Genomic DNA, 18,168 nt, shown 5'->3' with positions numbered 1-18,168 from the left:
ATTTAAGAATATTCATTCTTTTTTTGCATAACACTCAAATTGTTATTGCAAGTAATCTATTCACTTGTATACAACAAAAAATCCTCCTCTGAATTTCCAAAGGGGGATTTTTTCCTAAACTATAAAAGGCTAGTTATGAAATTTAAGCTACATGGTTATATTTCTCTAAAAAACGAATTCGTTTCGCTACGAATGCATACATTTTGAAAACAAGTTTTGCTATTGGTTCAAAAATACGTTTTTTCTGCAATAATAAACAGCTTGTTAAAATCGTTATGACAGCCGCACCCATTACATCTAAAGGAAAATGAACACCTACATACAAACGTGATATACAAACTAATACTGCCCACAAAAGTGCGATATATCTTAACTTTTCTCCTCTAAGAATAAACATGAATGCAATCGATAATACAAGTACAGAATGATCACTAACAAAGGATGAGTTTTCTGCGTGGGGTACTAATTGATTCACATCATATGATACAAAAGGACGTGGATGATAGTATACTAAATGAATAAAAACATTTACTAGCAATGCAATTATTACTGAAAGTGTCGTATACAACACTGTATATTGTTTTCTTATCGCATTCTCTTTCTTTCCGTTATGAAACCATAAGATAAGCATGAATAGAATAGCCACATATGCAGCACTATTTGTAATAGCAATCATTACCTTATCTAAGAGTACAGATGTACCTGCTAAATTGTTTATCCATTGAAATACTGCGTAATTCACATTACTCTCTCCTTATAATTTCTTATTTCACTTGAAATTAAGATACAAGTTTACTTGATTTACACAGTATACAACATTTACACACATTTAGATTTTCACTTTATTCATGTTACTATTTTTCATTTGACAATTATGTAACTATTTACACGCATTAAAAATATATATGATGGAAAAACCTTTAAAATCATATAACCCACTAACTAAAAGTGTATATATTACATAACATATACATATAAAAACATAGGTTATTAAATCATATTTTTATTCCATACGTAGAGCGATATTACCAAACTGTTCTCCCTGCTCCATACGTCTTAACGCTTGAATCGCTTCTTCCAACGAATAAACTTTATCCATAATTGGTTTAATCTTATATTTCTCTATAAACTTAATCATTTCATTAAATTCTTCACTGCTACCCATAGATGTCCCCATAATATCGATTTGATTATAAAATAACGCTCGTAAAGGTAATTCAATTTTATCTCCGGAGCTTGCACCAAAATTAACAATTCTCCCATTCGGTTTTAATACATCAAAGTATTTTAAGAATGTTGCTGGACCTATACTATCAATTATTAAATCTACTTTCCCTCCGCATAAACTCTCTTCCCAATTTCCAGAACTATTAAAAGAAAAATCTGCGCCATATGCTTCGGCAAATTTTCTTTTGTTCTCTACCCTTGAAGTAACACTTACTTTTGCGCCAATTGCTTTTGCAAATAACATAGCAAATGTCGCTACACCGCCGCCTATCCCAGGAATTAAAACATGTTCCCCACGCTTTAATCTACCCTTTGTAAAAAGCGCTCTATATGCAGTTAGTGCCGATAAAGATAGAACGCCAGACTCTTCCCAAGTAAGATATGACGGTTTTCCTACTACATTTTCAGCGGGCACTATTACATATTCAGCAAACGTTCCATCTTTTGGTCCCCCTAACACCTCTGGTAACTCTGGTACTTCGGCAATATTATCCCATCCAATACTAGGATTAATAATGACCTCGGTTTGTAATAAATCAGCTGAAACACCTTCTCCTATTTCTGTAACAATACCTGCACCATCTGACCCTATTACTAACGGTAGATCCATTTCTTTTCTATTGTTTATAATAAATAAATCCCTATGATTTAATCCTGCTGCTTTTAACTTTACTTTTACTTCCCCGGCATTAGGATTTGTTTCAGATGAAAGTTTATATTCTAATCCCTCTACCCCTTTTTTATATTGATGTACAATAGCTTTCATTGCTTCATTCCCCCTTAATATTTTCAATGTACTAGAAATATCGAAATAAATAAACTAATCTGTCTCTAATAATTAGATGTATATCGTTATGACAAAAGAAAAAATCCCTCCCTATAAATAACGCAGGAAGGGATTTTTTAAATTTTTTCAGATAAAAATCTGTAATGTTAATTCTTTTGAGTTTTAGCTAATTCTAATATCTTTTGAATAAATGGTGCTTTTGCATTTGTATAAGAAACACGATCAAAAGGATATGTAGCTGCAAGTCTCTCTTTTAGTTCTCTATATTCTTTACGTGCCCATTCATGCTTTATTAGAAAGTCTCGAAATAAAAGATTGTTTTTCCATTCGTCACTATTATAAATATAAACATGTAAATGATGAGTACCTGCTCTCCATTTTCCCTTTCTAAAAAAACGCCAATTAGGTGTTTCTTTTGGAACATACTCATATCCGATTTTTAATAGATCATCAATCCACTTTTCGATAATTTGCAAATCTGTTACGCCAATCATCATATCAATTAAAGGTTTCGCTCCTAACCCTTGTACAGATGTGCTCCCTATATGTTCAATAGCAATACAATCTTCCCCAAATAAAGAAATAAATTTCTCTTTTTCTATTAAATACTCTTCGTGCCACTCTTTTTCATATGGTTTAATAACGATTTGTTGTTCCATTTTATCCACCTTTTTATAATTATTTATTATTATATTTATATAAATTTCATGTGATTCACATAGGATTTTTACAAAACGTGTCGAATACTGAAATATATAACTTAATTATAATAAATGCGAGGTATAATATGAAAGATATTCCAGTTGAAATTCAGTTAAATCAAGTTACATTCCAGTTAAAAGAACATCATAATTTTGATTGGCTATTGAAATTAGGAACCGTATTTGCAGTTTTTGACCAGCAAGATTCAGGTAATATAAGTTTTGGTGTTGAAAAAAATGGCCATAAAAAATTCATTAAATACGCAGGGGCACAAACAATTGCATACGAAGGAACAATAAACGACGCTATTGAACGTTTAAAAAATTCAGTTTTCCTATACGAGGAATTAAAACACAACTCGCTTATAAAACTAATTGAACACTTTCCAGTTCAATCTGGATATGTATTAATTTTCGATTGGTTTGATGGTGAATGTCTTCATTCGCACTGGAGTTTCCCGCCTCCTGAAAAATATAAAAATCCAAACTCTCCATTTTATAAATTTAAGCATTTACCTGTTAGAAAACGAGTTCAATCCTTAAATTCCATTTTTTCTTTCCATACATATGTCGAAAAGAAAAAATATGTAGCGATAGATTTTTATGATGGTAGTATTATGTATAATTTTAATACAAATGAAACGAAAATTTGTGATATTGATTTATATTCTAAAAAACCATACGTAAATAAAATGGGAAGATTATGGGGTTCCTCACGTTTTATGTCTCCTGAAGAATTTGAGCTAAACGCTATAATTGATTCGAGAACAAATGTATTTAATATGGGGGCAATGGCTTTCGCGATTTTAGGTGGTGGAAAAGATCGCTCCTTTACAAAATGGGAAGCAAGTAGGGATTTATATGAAATAGCGTATCGCGCAGTAAATGAAAATCGAACCGAACGATATGCATCAGTTAAAGAATTTTATGAAGAGTGGGTAAACGTGTCGAATACTAAAAAGATATAAATCTATATTATTCAAACAAATATATAGTTTATACTATTATCATGATAATATATATGAAAAGGAAATTAAAAATAACGAGGCAAATATTATGAACTTTGTGTATATCAATCAACACGTGTTAAATAACCTTCTATACATTTTAAGTAGCATATTTATTTTTTATTTTATATATGATAGCGGGCGCAATTTGAAGAAATATAAAAAACTACTTATTATACTTTGTACGAGTATCCCTCTTATTTTATGTATGCGCTATCCTATCTATATGGATGAAAATTGTATTCATGATTTAAGACAAATACCGGTTATAGTAGGTACGCTTTATGGTGGCTTCCCTGTCGGTATAACATTGTTTGCTATTTTATTAATTACAAGATTTTCATTTTATGGATTTAGTATGTTAACAATAGTAGTGTATGGAACAATGTTTATCATTACAGCATTCGCATCCGCAAAATTTAATACGTATAATAGAAAAATTAAAGTAGCTTATGCAATGTTTTTAACATTTTTCTTAGCAATATTTACAACTGTAATTGTATTAACTTTATCAGATTTTGAAGTGAATAATTTGTACATCATTTATTTCATAATATTACCAACCGTTTTAATGTTGTTTGTAGTTTATTTTAATGAAGTTTTAAAAGATGCAGTATGCATGCGATCGAAGTTAATTAAAATGGAAAAAATGGAGATTGTTAGCCAACTCGCTGCTAGTATATCGCACGAAGTAAGAAATCCCTTAACTGTTGTAAAAGGATTTACACAACTTTTAAAAACACCAAATTTAACTCCAGAATCAAGAGACGAGTATATTAAGCATATACTGGAAGAATTACATCACGCCCAAGGAATTATTGATGATTATTTAACGTTTGCCAAACCTGCTTCAGAAAAATTAGATGAGATTTCAGTAGAACAAGAATTAAATCGAGTTATTAATATGATCTTACCTTTATGTAATATGAATACAATACATATTACAAAAGATTTCTCTACGGCAACAATAGTTGGTAATAAACAGCACTTTCAGCAATGTTTTTTAAACTTATTAAAAAATGGTATTGAAGCAATGCCTAATGGCGGTACTTTACATATCTCCTCTTCTATTAGTAATAATAAAGTTATCATACGAATTGAAGATAGCGGAATTGGTATGTCACAAGAGCAAATAAATCGATTTGGCGAACCGTATTTTAGTACAAAAACGAAAGGTACAGGTTTAGGTACAATGGTTGCTGTTAAGATCATTGAAACGATGCAAGGTAATTTAAAAATCCGAAGCGTTATGAATAAAGGTACTACTTTGACAATTACATTTCCGAAATGTAATACAAACGCATCTAACAATAAATAAAAAAGGAGCAATTATGCTCCTTTTTTATCTGTTTCGATACATAAGTATCTTCTATGTTTTTTAGTTTTACATTTGTGGAGACTAACTAAAAATTAGTACCCTCCGCCCCAGCAGCTGCATCCAACGATAATTAATAAAATAAATAACACAACTAATAAAGCGAAACCTCCACCAAAACCACAAGAACCACCGTAACTCATATTTTCTCCTCCTTTTGGTTTGAAAACTAATAGGTAGTTGATCATTTTAACTGGTTCGTATTATACATTATGTAAATATCCCTTTTTTGAGCATGTCTATATAAAAATAAGTAAAAGCACTCATTTGAGAGTGCTTTAAAATGGATACCAAAAATTTTGAAATACATGTAACTTTACATATACTGCAGCAATTAAAATAAAAATACCTACAAATAAAGCAATGAAATCCTGGTTTTTCGCTTTATTTGTATAGAACCACGTACGTGTATCCTTCTTTCCGAACCCTCTTAAATCCATTGCGTTTGAAACTGTATCGATTCTCTCTAAAGAATGAATAATTAAAGGCCAAAAAATTAAGACACGGTTTTGCATGCGGATCCATAAACTTGCTTCTCCTTTTTCGAAAGCTACTCCTCTCGCCTCTTGGGCATGTTTAATAACTTTATATTCGGACTGAATATCAGGTATATAACGTAATGCAATATTTATCGCATAAGTAATTTTATAATGAATTCGAAATTTACTTAAGCTACTCACAAATTTGCTTGGATCAGTCGTATAAATAAAAATAAGTGTAAATGGTAATAACGTAAAATACTTTAACGAAAGTGTAGCTGCATAAAATAATGTTTCGTATGTAATTGTTGCATATCCAATATACATAAATGAAGTATACGATCCAGTTAATTCAGATCCATGGGTTGGTGTAATAAATAAGATCATGACAGAATTTAATAAACTAAATGTAAATATAACAGTAAAAACAATAAAAATTTTACGAAATGGAATTTTAGCAACTAAAAGTCCGATACATCCAATTATAAATACGAATAGCAATACGCGAAAATCAAAAAATAAAAAGGTAAGCGTCATACCAAAAATAAATAACAACAATTTCACTGCTCCGTCCATGCGATGGAAATATGTATTATACACCTTCCTCCCTCCTAATATCATTAAAATAAAGTTCCATAAATTTTTCAGGATTTGCAATACCACTAAATTTAACGAGTTTGAATAAAGAGCTCTCCTTTAAGTTCGCTCTTTTTAATGTTTCTGGATGCCCTAATACAGTAGACGCGGTATTATTCGCAATAATTTCCCCTTCATGTAGAACTATTGCTCTGTCCGCATATTCTGATGCGAGATTCATATCGTGTGTGATAAAAATAAATGATATTCCCTTTTTAGCTAATTTTCTAATAAACGACATAAACTGTTTATAATGATAATAATCTTGTCCCGCTGTCGGTTCATCTAATATGATAAGTTTTGGATTTGCTGTTAGTACAGATGCAATCGTTAATCTCTTTTTTTGTCCATAACTTAACGCCTGAATTGGCCAATTTCGAAATGGATACAAACCACAAATTTTTAACGCTTCCTCCGCTCTAAACTTAATTTCTTTCTTTGAAACCTTTTTTAATTTTAATGTGAATGAAACCTCTTCTATAACAGTAGGTTGTGTAATCATGTGATTTGGATTTTGCATGACATAAGATATAATCTCACCGCGTTTACGTATAGACCAAGAATTGATATTTACTCCATCAATTAAAATCCTTCCATTTTTTGTTTTGTTTATTCCTATAAGACTATGAGCTAATGTTGATTTTCCAGCTCCGTTATGGCCCAAAAGTGCTACAATTTCTCCTTCATATATGGATAATTTTACATTCTCTAATACTTTTTGTTTATTAGGATATGAAAATGATAAATTCTCTACTTTCAATAATTCTTTTTTTGTAGGAGTATCTTTACAAAAAGCTTTTTTCTCCATCCACTCTTTTATTACGCCACTAATACTTTCCTTATGAAGATTTTCAAGTGGATATATTACGTCATTATTACTATCAAAATGTAATCTTTTTAATCCTTCTATGTACATAGGTTCTCTTAATCCGATTGAGGGTAATATATTTGACGCTAAAATCTCATCTGGTGCCCCTATCGCAACAATTTCCCCTTCATCAATTAAAATAATTTTATCTAAATCCAGATTTAACATTTCTTCTATTCGATGTTCAATAATTACAATTGTTTTATTATATTGCTTATGTATATTTTTAATAAGTTCAATTGTATGTAAGCTGCTAGCTGGATCTAAATTTGCTAACGGTTCATCGAACAATAATATAGGAGCATTTGTTGTTAACAAACCCGCTAAAGAAACAGTTTGTTTTTGCCCTCCAGATAATTCATGCGGACTTTGTTTATGAAAAGTATGCATCCCTACCTTTTTTAATGACTCCGAGACAATCTTTTTCATTTCATCCTGATTTACACATTCATTTTCTAAATAAAAGGCTACATCTTCTTCTACTGTAAGACCAATAAATTGTGCATCTTGATCTTGCAAAATTGTGCCTACATGTTTACTCAGTTCAAAAACACTCTTTTTCCTCGGATCTTTTCCAGCAATTAAAATATTACCAGTACTAGTCCCTTCATAAGAAAATGGGATTAGCCCATTCATACAATGAGCTAACGTTGATTTCCCTGAACCACTTCGTCCAGCAATTAGCACTTTTTCCCCAGGATATATATGAAATGTAATGTCTTTCACAGTAGGCTGCGCTGCATGCTTATATTGAAAGTTGAATTGTTCAAAAGAAATAATTGGTTGCATTTTAATATCCCTACTTTTCAATTTTTAAATGTGTATGTTTCTTATTCGATTTAGCTAGGCCTATTGTAATTGGCAATCCAAGAACTAAAAATACAATAACGTCAGCAATTGTTGCACCTAACACTTGTATAACAATTTTGTCAAACGGTTCTCCCATTACAATAATATCGAATGCCCCAGCAAATATAATAGCAATGACAATTCCAATTAAGCCAGTAATGGCTAAATAAGAAATATCTCCCTTATTATATGTCCCGTTTTTCACACTAAAGCCAACTCTTTTTTGAATGAACCCCATTGCAAAGCCAATAATGCCTGAACTAATAACCCATCCCCACCAAATACCCCAGCCAGCGATTGTGTCTGTTACGGTATGACCGATAAGTCCTATTAACAGTCCTGCCACTGGACCAAATAACGCTCCAAAAACGGTTAAAATAGCTAATGCAGGTTTAATAAATGTATTTGGTGCAATAGAAAATCCCCAAAGTCCTAATATCCCGTATAATGCTGCTCCAATTCCGATTGCCACTACTAATTTTGTTGATAATTTGTTCATAACAATTCCCCTCTCTTATTAGTCAACTTTTATTACTCTATATTTATTTTCAAAATGAATTATGCATCGACACTCCCTTTCTATACAACAAAAAATGGCCTCTTATATAAGAGGCCATTTTCTTTCACGTTCAAGAATCCTCTTATCTTCCAAAAAACACATCGTGTTCTCTGCGGAATTAGCACCTTCCTATACATTTACATAGGGGTTGCTGAGGTTTCATAGGGCCGGTCCCTCCACCTCTCTGGATAAGTATTAATTTGTAATTCGTATTATGGCATTAAAAAGTATAAATTTCAACACTTTTCTAATTATTTTTATTTTTTGTTTAACAATACATTTAAATCATTGTATTCTTATCGGAATTATGAAATAATGAATTCAAAATAGTTACGGGAGGAATGTACGATGAAAGTAATCGGTTTAATTGGTGGACTAAGTTGGGAATCTACATCATTATATTATAAACATATTAATACACTTACACTCTCTCAATACGATCAAAATGCAAAGCTTGTTTTATATAGCATGGACTTTGGTGAAGTAACGACTTTATTACAAAATCATCAATATGAAGAAGTGAAAAACGAATTAGTTACTGTTGCAAAGAAGGTTGAAAAATCCGGAGCTGAATGTTTATTAATGTGTTCCAATACGGTCCATTTATTTGCTGAAGAAGTAGAAAGTGCAATATCCATTCCACTTCTTCACATAGGTGATGTAAGTGCTAAAGAAATGGTAGAACAGAATATAAAGCGTATCGGATTATTGGGTACGAAACAAACGATGGAACAAGACTTCTATAAATCACGTCTAGCAAACTATAACATTGAGACAATCATCCCAAATGAAGAGGAAAGAAATTTTATTCATCATGTTATTTTAAATGAATTAAGTAAAGGAATTATTTCAGAAACATCAAAAGAAAAGCTATTACAAATTACAAAATCATTAATTCAAAATGGCGCAGAAGGTATACTACTAGGTTGCACCGAAATACCGTTGCTCATTTCCCAAAACGACCTTACTGTTCCTGTTTTTGATACTGCTTTTTTACATGCAAATACTGCTGTGCAGTTTGCGGGATAATCATATAAAAGCATAAAGGTTGAGCCTCTATGCTTTTATATTACCCACACTATTTATTTAAAAGAGATGTAATCACTGTGATTGCTTCATTTGAACCACCACAATCTAAAAAACTATCCTTCAGTTTTCGTATACCATGCTTATACTTTTCATTTAAAAGTACGTCTGTTACCGCTTCTTTTAAACTTTGTACATTAACATGCTCTTTCAATAACCTATGTGCGGCTTCCAGCTCAGTTAGTCTTTGTGCTATCATCGGTTGATCTTTATCATGTGGAATGATGACAAATGGGACATTAAAATAAATAGCGTCGTGTACACTGTTCATGCCGCCATGTGTAATAAAAACATCTGCTTCATTTAATATTTCTGATTGGGGTACGTATGAAGTAATTATAAAATTGTCTGGCGCTTTCTTAATTTTAGAACGATCATTTCTATCACCAATTGCCATTACAACTACCCCTTTAAAATCTGAGAAAGTATCAATACAAGTATTAAAGAATGGTTCAAGTCCTTCAAGCAGTGTCCCCATTGAAATATAAATAACTTTCTTACCTTTAAGCAATTCAAGTGGAAACTCTACATTTGTTTTACGCTTTGAAATACTTGGTCCAATAAAAATGTTATTTTCTCCAAACAAATCGCTATTAGGTTGGAAGTAACGACTTGTGTACACAAGAGTAATATCTCCCTTGTTATGCATAAATTGAAGATTGTTTTTAGGCTTTACTCCAAATTCATGTTCCATTCGATATAGTAACTGTTCAGAAATTTCATCAGGTTGGAATGGTATTTCTGCATTAGGATGAAAAGGTAAAGTCTCCAAAAATTCAGTAGGAATTAAAAATATAGGAGAAGAAACTATGCCTGGAATTTGTAAATACTCCTTTACTAACTCTCCAGCACCAAATATATCATAAATTACGAAATCAAAATTAATGCTTTCACATAATTGTTTCGTAATTTCTAATATATATAAAGAAGTTTGAACATGTACATGAAAGAAAGAGTTCAATCCATATGAAGTTTCAGTATCAATAGAAATATCCTTTAATAAATCTGGATGGGTATATACAGTAGCTCCCAAATCTTCAATTCTGCCTTTAAAGTGTTCTGTAGTAATATAGTGTACGTGATCCCCCCGTTCAGTAAAGGCTTTGACTAAACTTAATGTCGGGTTTACATGTCCCTCTGCTGGAAAATTAATCATTAAAATATTTAGCACTTCTTTCTCACTCCTTACATTTCAACACTCTTAATAATCATACTGTAATGATTACCGTCAATCTTCCCCTAATAGTCCTAATATACTTGCTACTTTAAATTGATAAATAATTGTCAGTTATTTAATTAAAAAAGGCATCTACATAAGTAGATGCCTAACCGTGATAAGGAGTGTTCTGTGAGGTTAGAATAAGCTTTTCAGCTTGTCCTATGCTATCAATATATGATTTATTTTATAAAACGTGAACAATTGATAGAATGATTTTACCTTTCTATCACCCATTTTGAATCTATCCCTAAATTAAATGACTCTAGTTTCTATATTATTTCATATGTTTTAACCTTCTTGAGAGCTATCTATTTGTAAATTTTCTCCAGTAAATCTCTTATTTTTTAATTCAAAATAAGCATCTAAAACTTCTTTTCCAATATCAGAGTTAATGCCAGATTTATCATTCATAACCCACGGCACAACTACAGAGAATGCTACTTCTGGATTATCATATGGCGCATACCCTGCTAACGTTAAGTTATAACATTCTCTTCTCTCGCCCTTTTCATTTCTTCCAATATCGCTTTCTCCACCGTAAACTGTCTGTGCTGTTCCTGTTTTACCTGCTGGTTTATAAGATGCTTTTTGGAACGCCCTTACTCCTGTTCCATCACCCTCTTGGAATACCTTTCTAAATCCTTCTTTTACTTGATTTATATATTCCTCTTTCATATCAATTTTATTTAAAACAATTGGTTCTACTGCATGCACCACTTTACCAATCTCATCTTTTTGCGATGTTTGCTCTCTTACCTCTTGTACAATTTGTGGCTTCATTCGATATCCACCGTTTGCAATTGTTGAAATATACTGTACAAGCTGAAGTGGTGTATACGTATCATACTGACCGATTGAATAGTCTAGTAAAAAACCAGGTTGATTATCTTTTTTACCAATTTGTCCAGCTGTTTCATTTGGTAAATCAATGCCTGTTGGAACACCTAATCCAAATTGTCTGAAATAATATCTCATTTTATCAAAACTTTCCTGTTTAATATTTAATGAGCTATTTTTCACATAATCTACACCTGCAATTTTTAATGCTGTATGAAACATATAAACGTTTGAAGAGACTTGTAACGCTCTTAAATCATCAATGTTTCCAAACTCTTTCCAAGATTTCTTCTCCCTAGTACCTTTAAACTTCATAGGTGCATCATAAAAATAAGTACCTGGTGTTATAGCTTTCGTTTCAAATCCAGTTAAAACTGTGGCACCTTTAACTGTTGATCCCAGCTCATATGAACTAGTCATTGTACCTCATGCATAGTCTTCAACTTCTGTTTTCCCGTCTTTTTCTACAAGTCTTTTCCCAGCCATTGATAATACTTGTCCGTTTTTCGGATTCATCATTACAACGAAAGCACGGTCCAACATGGATTCTGATCCTTTATATGCTTTTAATATTTTTTCTATACTTTCTTCTACTTTTTTCTGTAATTCCATATCTATTGTTAAAGTTAAGTTCTTACCGCTCTTTCCCTCCGAAATTGTTTCCGTTCTAATTGTAGTACCTTGTTTATCTGCAACGCTTCTTACTTCTTTTTTTGTGCCATGAAGTACATCTTCATATTGCTGCTCGATATAACTTTTTCCAACCCTATCATTTCGGCTATAATCACGTACTAAGTAATAATCTAATCGTTCACTTGGTAATCCTTCATCAGAATTAGAAACATTTCCAAGAACGGATCGGAATAATCCATCATCCACATACACTCTCTCCCAATCAACCGACACGTCTACACCTGGGAGATTTGCTAAACCTTCACTAATTATAGTAAATTCCTTTTCACTAACGTCTTTTTTAATAATTTGTGGAGCCATTTGATAACCAGAAGTCATCTTACTTTTAACAGCTAACACTTTTATATCTTTATCTGTTAAATCTTGAAGATTTTTATCCGTAACTCGTTTTCTTTTTAACTCTTCAATTTTTTTATCTAAATTTTTCCCGGTAATATCTTTATCTCTGAACCTATTTATTTCTTTTTTAGATACTAATTTTTCGGTTAGTGTCGGATTTAATTGCATCCAAAAATCTTTCTTATCCGTCTCAGTTAGTTTATCTATATCTTCTTTTGGTATTTCAATTATGTCTGCAAGTTGTCTTGCTGTTTTTAATATTTCTTCTGATTTTACACCTTTCATCTTTGTATATGTAATTGTACGTAAAGACTTATTATCAACTACTGGATTCCCTTCTCGGTCAAATATTTTCCCCCGCGGCACAGAAAGGCTTACGGTTGCATTTTCTCTCTTCTCCACTTCATTTTTATACGTCTCACCATCAATAATTTGTACTTTACCTAATTGTATAATCATGGCAGAAAACAATATAAATACACATAAGAATAAAATGTTTAACCGCATCGGTACTGCTCTACCGCTTTTTTTCTCTTGTTTTTTCACCTTGTCATAATCTCCTCCTTACTGTATTTCTATTAATAATTGAATCTATATATTAAAAGTAATGCACATTTTCTATACATTACTTTGCACAAATACTAATATATTGATAAAAACTTAATAGAAATTAAAGCAAATCTAAAGAAAAGGTAAAGTTTTCTAAATTAAATACAAAAATACCCAATAACGAAAAGCTTAACTTTTCGTTATTGGGTATTTAAGAATTAATAATTGAACGTATTGATTCTAATCTATCATCATAATTTGATAAAGGCTTTTTACTCTGAATTTTTGGCAAGTAAATCGTTACTGTTGTTCCGACGCCAACCTCACTCATAATACTTATATTCCCTTGATGACTTTCAATAATTTTATAACTTAACATCAATCCAATACCGGTACCTTTTTCTTTCGTACTATAGAATGGTTCACCTAATCTTTTAATTCGTTCTTCAGGTATTCCTATTCCTTTATCAATTACACTAATAATGATACCATCTTTGCCTATTTCTTTTATGTGAATTGAAATTCTCCCACCATCTGGCATAGCTTCGATTGAATTTTGCAAAATGTTAATAAATACTTGTTTCAGTTGATTTTCTGAGCATTCAATGATTATATCCTTGGAATCTGTATATAATTCAACTTGAATATTTGTCATAATTGCTTTTGTATTCATTAATGAGACGACATTTTTAAATAGTTGATAAATATTTTTCTTTTCGGTACTTATTTCGTCTGTTTTAGCAATCGACAAAAATTCTTGAAGAATCGCTTCTATTCTTTCAATTTCAGAAAGCATTAAATCAAAATATTTTTCTTGATCTTCTTTATTAATTTGGAATAATTGAATAAACCCTTTAATTACAGTTAACGGATTTCTTACTTCATGAGCTACACCAGCCGCTAATTGTCCAATTGCTGCAAGCGTATCTGATTTATTTAGCAATTCTTCTGTCTTTTTTCGCTCTGTAATATCGCGTACGATAATCATAATTTTATCCTGTAATAATGGTAAGCACCTGGCTTCAAAGAAGTCAACACTGCCATTAAGTGTAAGTGGATATTCTACTATTACATTCGTTCCTTTTTCCTTCACTTGACTAATGGCTTCCTGAAACTGCTGTGCTACTGGAGATGGTAAGACATCGTAAAACTTTTTTCCCATAAAAGCTTCTGCGGGTACGTAAAATTTTGTAGGGGATCCTGCTTTATAATCAATAATTGTGCCGTCATCTTCTGTTAAGAAACATAAGTCTGGTAAAGCTTGAAAAATTAATTCCAATTCAGACGTTTGTTGTTTTAATTTCTCTTCTATTGCTTTTAAATGTGTAATATCTACACCAACAGCCCAATAACTAAATCCACTTACAGGAAACTGTTCTGATATATTGGACCACATTATCGTTTTAATTTCACCATTTTTACATGTTAAGCGCATTTCCCAATCTCTAAAGTTCTTTCCACGAGTCAAAAATTTCTTTTGTATCTCGTGACGATAATTATGATCAGGATACAGTAAGCGAAGTGCGTTTGGATTTCCAATTACCTCTTCCGCAGTATATCCTGTTACAATTTCACATTCGCGATTCCACAAAACAAAATCTCCATTATAATCAAGTGCATCAACCATAACAGGCATGTTTTGTAAGATTGTATGTAGTTCCTCCTCTTTTCGAGTAAGTAACGTTGTATTTTTACTTTGAAATCCTTTCATTACCCCACCTATAATTAGATTTGAAAGCATTTCAAAGTATTTTTGGGAATTGAAAATTTCGCTTTTCTGAGACCATACAACAAAAGATCCTAAATATTGATTGTATAAAAAAATGGGGATTTCAATTTTGGGAAGTTTACATATTTTCTTTTCATTTATTCCAAATGAAAATATACATTCTTTTTCAGCATCAAGAAGTTGATGTGATATGTTGGTTAATTGATAAAATTGTTCTGCCATGGTTTCTATTGTACTCACATCAATAAGTTCCATTAGCCGCGCATTCATTCCTTTTTCACCTCAATATGTAAAATTCATACAAACTTTAAATTCATACTTCTCCATTATACGAAGAATGTGCCTGTAGGTATATAGCTGAAGAATAATTATTCGAACAAATTTTATTTTTCAATTAAAAACAAAAAATATATGCATGCAAATTGAAACTCTAATTAGTAAGTTTTATTCATCTCCGACTGATTATTAGCTGAGCCAATCATGATCTTTTATGTTGCATGAACTCTCCTTAACATCCTTACATTCGTTAAGTTTTGACATAGTTTTATACACACTAGTAGCAATATAAAAATACATTACATATAAAGTTCATAAAATTTTCACAATTATCATGAAAAATATAAACATTTATTCCAATATATTCTATATAATAAAATGTAATAAGGCTTCTATGAATCTCATAGAATACCTTACCCCTAATAAAAAGAAAAAAAGAATCCAATTGGATTCTTTTTTTCTTTTTATGTTACATTACATATTTATATAAAGCATGTGCAACACCATGTTCTTCATTAGATAATGTTTCATATTTACACATCGCTTTTATTTCTTCAACAGCATTTCCCATTGCAATTGAAATGTTCGCTTTTTCCATCATAGAAACATCGTTTAGCCCATCACCTATCGCAACAGTATTTTCAACTGAAATATTAAGATATTCAGCTAAAGTGTATAATCCATTCCCTTTTTGAGCATCTCGATGATTAATCTCTAAATTGTGCCAATATGAAGATGTAATTGCTAAATCTGAATTATGAAGAAATGTTTCTTTTAGTTTTTTTAATTTCTCTATATCATAAGAAAATGGCAACAATTTATGCACGTGTATTTCTGTTTCTACAATTGACTTGCAACTTTCCGTACTATGAAATGCTGTATGCTCAAGGTATAATGCTGCAATTGTTTCTAATTCTTGTATATCCACATTTGTTTTTGAATTTTTCAAATCCTCAATTTCCCTGCGTACACTTTCCACTCCATATTCTGGAACATATACGCCTTTATCTGTATAAAGTTGATAATATAAACCATTCTCTTCAAGATATTCTACTATTTTAAGTGCCTGCATATTTTGAATTGGATATCTTTTCATCATTTTTTTATCTTTATATATAAGTGCACCATTTTCTGCAATGATCGGACACTCTAAATCAGCTTCTAACAATAATCGTTCAATATCGACAATAGAACGTCCTGTACAAATCGCTACAACATGGCCCGCTTCTTGACATGCTCGAATTGCTTTTGCATTCTCTGTACTAATCATTTTATTCCCTGAAAGAAGGGTTCCATCTAAATCAATTGCTATTAATTTCATTATTTCTTCACCACTTTCTAAAATACACGAGTTCTACCTATATTCAAGGTATCGTTTTCACACTGATCTCGTGAGGTTCTCTTTAGTTATAATTTATGAAAAGCGTTTCAGGTCAAGAAATAATTAAAAATAAAATCAGAAGCTTTTCTTTTTAAAGAAAAGCTTCTGATTTTAAACTATGAACTATAACTAATATATTTCGTCTCACACATGTACACATTCTTTTCTTCAGTTGGGACATATATTTTAAACTTTTCTAAACGTTTTCCGTAAACATGAATAGTGACAACGCTTTCATTTTCTGCTATTTCAAGAATATGACAATCAGCTGGTGGAATGACTTTATCTGTTTCTCCTTCTCCCAAATAAAGATTTCCTGTATGAGTTAAATAAACAAGTGAATTTTCAAGCTGCTGCGTTTGTATAAAGTTCTGCACCATTATTCTTCCTGTAAATACGCCTTCTACTCCCCATGTGCCATCATGATCATGTAAAGGAGTCGATTGTCCATCTTTCCATACAAGAGCTACTACTTCAAAACGATTTAAAGGATCTTCATAAAGCAAGTGTCGTGCATATTGAGCCGAATTCGCCTTCTGTTTTTCTAACGGAAGCCATGTTTTCTTTTCTAAAAGTTCTTCTAATAATTTTTCAATCCCACAAACAATTTGATCTTCTAACAAATTACTATTTATTAAATCCGTTACAGCTTTAATAAATGTTTGGAACGTCTTACTTCCATTACACGTTAACATAAGCATCCTCCTCTACTCTTATTCACACACTTCCATACTAAATAACCAACTAAAATTTTACAATTGAGAAATAAAAAAACAAGGTACAGTAAATTTGTACCTTGCTGAACAGTTTATTGAGTTTTAAGCGAATAGGTAAGAATTTTGAATTAAATCATAATATGCTTTATCCTTCTCTTCGACGTTTTGAGAATATGGGGGCTATAACGAAAAAAGTACATACACAAGTCGGTAAGCCAAATCGAAATATGTACGACATAACTGAAACAGGAGAAGAAATCTTTTCTGAAATGTTGCGCGAGTTTCCCGAAAAACTCGCGACAAACAATATAGAATTTCTTGTTCGTATCGCGCTTTTTGAAAAGCTTGATTATGAAGCTAGAAAAGAAGTTTTAACAATACGCCAAGACATACTACATAAACAACTTACTGCTATTCAATCTTTAGATACTAGTTCACCTTTTATTACAGAAGTAATTGAATTTAGTAAATCACGTATCGAACATGAATTGCTCTGGATTACATCACTTATGAAGAAAATATGAAAAAATAACAATAAAAGTTAAAAACAATGAATGAAAATGAGATTTATTATCAATACTATAATTAATAAAAGGGCAACCACGATTTGGCTACCCTTCAAAAATTTATACTTCCGGATCGAAAGTTTTGCAATCTGTTTCTTCTGTAGTCGATGCTTGTTTTCCTTTATGACTTACTACATAAATTGCGTCTGCGCTACATTTATTGCCGTTAGCCCAAAATTTACAGTTGTTTACTTCACATAAAACGTCTTGTGCCATAGTATCACACCTCCTCGTTCTATTATCATTAACAAAATTCGGAGGTATGATACTTTTAGTTATGCATTTTTTA

The 18,168-nt window shown here is 31.4% G+C and carries 16 protein-coding genes, 1 pseudogene and 1 riboswitch; of the genes and pseudogenes, 4 read left to right on the top strand and 13 right to left on the bottom strand.

What is annotated here, in order from left to right; translation table 11 throughout:
• Window positions 1-142 precede the first annotated feature (142 nt).
• The 3 genes from PDQ40_RS05730 to PDQ40_RS05720 all read right to left on the bottom strand — a co-directional run bounded on the left by PDQ40_RS05730 (window position 143) and on the right by PDQ40_RS05720 (window position 2,673).
• Window positions 143-742, bottom strand: a complete 600-nt coding sequence (locus PDQ40_RS05730; RefSeq protein ID WP_001104979.1) for an undecaprenyl-diphosphatase — start codon at window positions 740-742, stop codon at window positions 143-145.
• A 261-nt stretch (window positions 743-1,003) separates the two neighbouring features.
• On the bottom strand, window positions 1,004-1,993 hold the full coding sequence (locus tag PDQ40_RS05725) for a zinc-binding dehydrogenase (protein ID WP_000644542.1): 990 nt from the start codon (window positions 1,991-1,993) through the stop codon (window positions 1,004-1,006).
• A 167-nt stretch (window positions 1,994-2,160) separates the two neighbouring features.
• Window positions 2,161-2,673: a GrpB family protein gene (locus PDQ40_RS05720; RefSeq protein ID WP_000437685.1), complete on the bottom strand. Its 513-nt coding sequence runs from the start codon at window positions 2,671-2,673 to the stop codon at window positions 2,161-2,163.
• Between the two features lie 128 nt (window positions 2,674-2,801).
• Here PDQ40_RS05720 and PDQ40_RS05715 point away from each other — a divergent pair, with 128 nt between their 5' ends.
• Together PDQ40_RS05715 and PDQ40_RS05710 are read left to right on the top strand one after the other, a co-directional pair.
• Window positions 2,802-3,683 (top strand): serine/threonine protein kinase, encoded by an 882-nt coding sequence (locus tag PDQ40_RS05715; RefSeq protein ID WP_048557873.1) that lies wholly within the window; start codon window positions 2,802-2,804, stop codon window positions 3,681-3,683.
• Between the two features lie 88 nt (window positions 3,684-3,771).
• Window positions 3,772-5,040, top strand: a complete 1,269-nt coding sequence (locus PDQ40_RS05710) for a sensor histidine kinase (protein WP_074541569.1) — start codon at window positions 3,772-3,774, stop codon at window positions 5,038-5,040.
• 92 nt (window positions 5,041-5,132) lie between these two features.
• Here the strand turns inward: PDQ40_RS05710 and PDQ40_RS05705 are convergent, their stop codons facing one another.
• The 4 genes from PDQ40_RS05705 to PDQ40_RS05690 form a co-directional block, all read right to left on the bottom strand.
• Window positions 5,133-5,240 carry a YjcZ family sporulation protein gene (locus tag PDQ40_RS05705; RefSeq protein WP_000120182.1) on the bottom strand — a complete coding sequence of 36 codons (108 nt, stop codon included), beginning with the start codon at window positions 5,238-5,240 and terminating at the stop codon, window positions 5,133-5,135.
• A gap of 135 nt (window positions 5,241-5,375) precedes the next feature.
• Window positions 5,376-6,176 carry an energy-coupling factor transporter transmembrane component T family protein gene (locus tag PDQ40_RS05700; RefSeq protein ID WP_061536454.1) on the bottom strand — a complete coding sequence of 267 codons (801 nt, stop codon included), beginning with the start codon at window positions 6,174-6,176 and terminating at the stop codon, window positions 5,376-5,378.
• Window positions 6,169-7,869 carry an ABC transporter ATP-binding protein gene (locus PDQ40_RS05695; protein WP_061536455.1) on the bottom strand — a complete coding sequence of 567 codons (1,701 nt, stop codon included), beginning with the start codon at window positions 7,867-7,869 and terminating at the stop codon, window positions 6,169-6,171. Before PDQ40_RS05695 ends, PDQ40_RS05700 begins: the two co-directional genes overlap by 8 nt.
• Window positions 7,870-7,879: 10 nt before the next feature.
• Window positions 7,880-8,428: an ECF-type riboflavin transporter substrate-binding protein gene (locus PDQ40_RS05690; protein ID WP_001038200.1), complete on the bottom strand. Its 549-nt coding sequence runs from the start codon at window positions 8,426-8,428 to the stop codon at window positions 7,880-7,882.
• A gap of 139 nt (window positions 8,429-8,567) precedes the next feature.
• A riboswitch (SAM riboswitch) is annotated at window positions 8,568-8,683 on the bottom strand.
• A gap of 153 nt (window positions 8,684-8,836) precedes the next feature.
• Between PDQ40_RS05690 and PDQ40_RS05685 the strand changes: the two genes are divergently transcribed.
• On the top strand, window positions 8,837-9,517 hold the full coding sequence (locus PDQ40_RS05685; protein WP_000864406.1) for an aspartate/glutamate racemase family protein: 681 nt from the start codon (window positions 8,837-8,839) through the stop codon (window positions 9,515-9,517).
• A gap of 49 nt (window positions 9,518-9,566) precedes the next feature.
• Here the strand turns inward: PDQ40_RS05685 and PDQ40_RS05680 are convergent, their stop codons facing one another.
• The 5 genes and pseudogenes from PDQ40_RS05680 to PDQ40_RS05660 all read right to left on the bottom strand — a co-directional run bounded on the left by PDQ40_RS05680 (window position 9,567) and on the right by PDQ40_RS05660 (window position 17,292).
• A complete protein-coding gene (locus PDQ40_RS05680) occupies window positions 9,567-10,745 on the bottom strand; it encodes a macrolide family glycosyltransferase (protein ID WP_270691281.1) in 1,179 nt (392 codons plus the stop codon).
• Between the two features lie 336 nt (window positions 10,746-11,081).
• Window positions 11,082-13,208: pseudogene (locus tag PDQ40_RS05675) on the bottom strand (peptidoglycan D,D-transpeptidase FtsI family protein).
• A 214-nt stretch (window positions 13,209-13,422) separates the two neighbouring features.
• Window positions 13,423-15,210 (bottom strand): PAS domain-containing sensor histidine kinase, encoded by a 1,788-nt coding sequence (locus tag PDQ40_RS05670; protein WP_270691280.1) that lies wholly within the window; start codon window positions 15,208-15,210, stop codon window positions 13,423-13,425.
• A 475-nt stretch (window positions 15,211-15,685) separates the two neighbouring features.
• Entirely contained in the window at window positions 15,686-16,537 is an 852-nt protein-coding gene (locus PDQ40_RS05665) for a Cof-type HAD-IIB family hydrolase (protein ID WP_000766401.1), read from the bottom strand.
• A gap of 176 nt (window positions 16,538-16,713) precedes the next feature.
• The gene (locus PDQ40_RS05660) at window positions 16,714-17,292 is read right to left on the bottom strand and encodes a cysteine dioxygenase family protein (RefSeq protein WP_270691279.1); all 579 of its coding nucleotides are present in this window, start codon (window positions 17,290-17,292) and stop codon (window positions 16,714-16,716) included.
• 116 nt (window positions 17,293-17,408) lie between these two features.
• On the opposite strand from PDQ40_RS05660, the gene PDQ40_RS05655 reads away from it, so the two are divergent.
• The gene (locus PDQ40_RS05655) at window positions 17,409-17,837 is read left to right on the top strand and encodes a PadR family transcriptional regulator (RefSeq protein WP_270691278.1); all 429 of its coding nucleotides are present in this window, start codon (window positions 17,409-17,411) and stop codon (window positions 17,835-17,837) included.
• 102 nt (window positions 17,838-17,939) lie between these two features.
• On the opposite strand, the gene PDQ40_RS05650 is transcribed toward PDQ40_RS05655, so the two are convergent.
• Entirely contained in the window at window positions 17,940-18,095 is a 156-nt protein-coding gene (locus PDQ40_RS05650; RefSeq protein ID WP_000046091.1) for a DUF1540 domain-containing protein, read from the bottom strand.
• Window positions 18,096-18,168 lie beyond the last annotated feature (73 nt).

The sequence above is a fragment of the Bacillus cereus group sp. Bc061 genome (genome assembly GCF_027715825.1).
Taxonomy (GTDB): domain Bacteria; phylum Bacillota; class Bacilli; order Bacillales; family Bacillaceae_G; genus Bacillus_A; species Bacillus_A paranthracis.
The sequence above is the reverse complement of the archived record's forward strand: the minus strand, read 5'-3'. Positions and strand labels throughout refer to the sequence as shown.

Bases quoted from the DNA above. Each gene is read 5' to 3' on its own strand.
- PDQ40_RS05725 (WP_000644542.1), bottom strand. From the start codon at position 1,993: ATGAAAGCTATTGTACATCAATATAAAAAAGGGGTAGAGGGATTAGAA.
- PDQ40_RS05720 (WP_000437685.1), bottom strand. From the start codon at position 2,673: ATGGAACAACAAATCGTTATTAAACCATATGAAAAAGAGTGGCACGAA.
- PDQ40_RS05715 (WP_048557873.1), top strand. From the start codon at position 2,802: ATGAAAGATATTCCAGTTGAAATTCAGTTAAATCAAGTTACATTCCAG.
- PDQ40_RS05710 (WP_074541569.1), top strand. From the start codon at position 3,772: ATGAACTTTGTGTATATCAATCAACACGTGTTAAATAACCTTCTATAC.
- PDQ40_RS05705 (WP_000120182.1), bottom strand. From the start codon at position 5,240: ATGAGTTACGGTGGTTCTTGTGGTTTTGGTGGAGGTTTCGCTTTATTA.
- PDQ40_RS05695 (WP_061536455.1), bottom strand. From the start codon at position 7,869: ATGCAACCAATTATTTCTTTTGAACAATTCAACTTTCAATATAAGCAT.
- PDQ40_RS05690 (WP_001038200.1), bottom strand. From the start codon at position 8,428: ATGAACAAATTATCAACAAAATTAGTAGTGGCAATCGGAATTGGAGCA.
- PDQ40_RS05685 (WP_000864406.1), top strand. From the start codon at position 8,837: ATGAAAGTAATCGGTTTAATTGGTGGACTAAGTTGGGAATCTACATCA.
- PDQ40_RS05670 (WP_270691280.1), bottom strand. From the start codon at position 15,210: ATGAATGCGCGGCTAATGGAACTTATTGATGTGAGTACAATAGAAACC.
- PDQ40_RS05665 (WP_000766401.1), bottom strand. From the start codon at position 16,537: ATGAAATTAATAGCAATTGATTTAGATGGAACCCTTCTTTCAGGGAAT.
- PDQ40_RS05660 (WP_270691279.1), bottom strand. From the start codon at position 17,292: ATGTTAACGTGTAATGGAAGTAAGACGTTCCAAACATTTATTAAAGCT.
- PDQ40_RS05650 (WP_000046091.1), bottom strand. From the start codon at position 18,095: ATGGCACAAGACGTTTTATGTGAAGTAAACAACTGTAAATTTTGGGCT.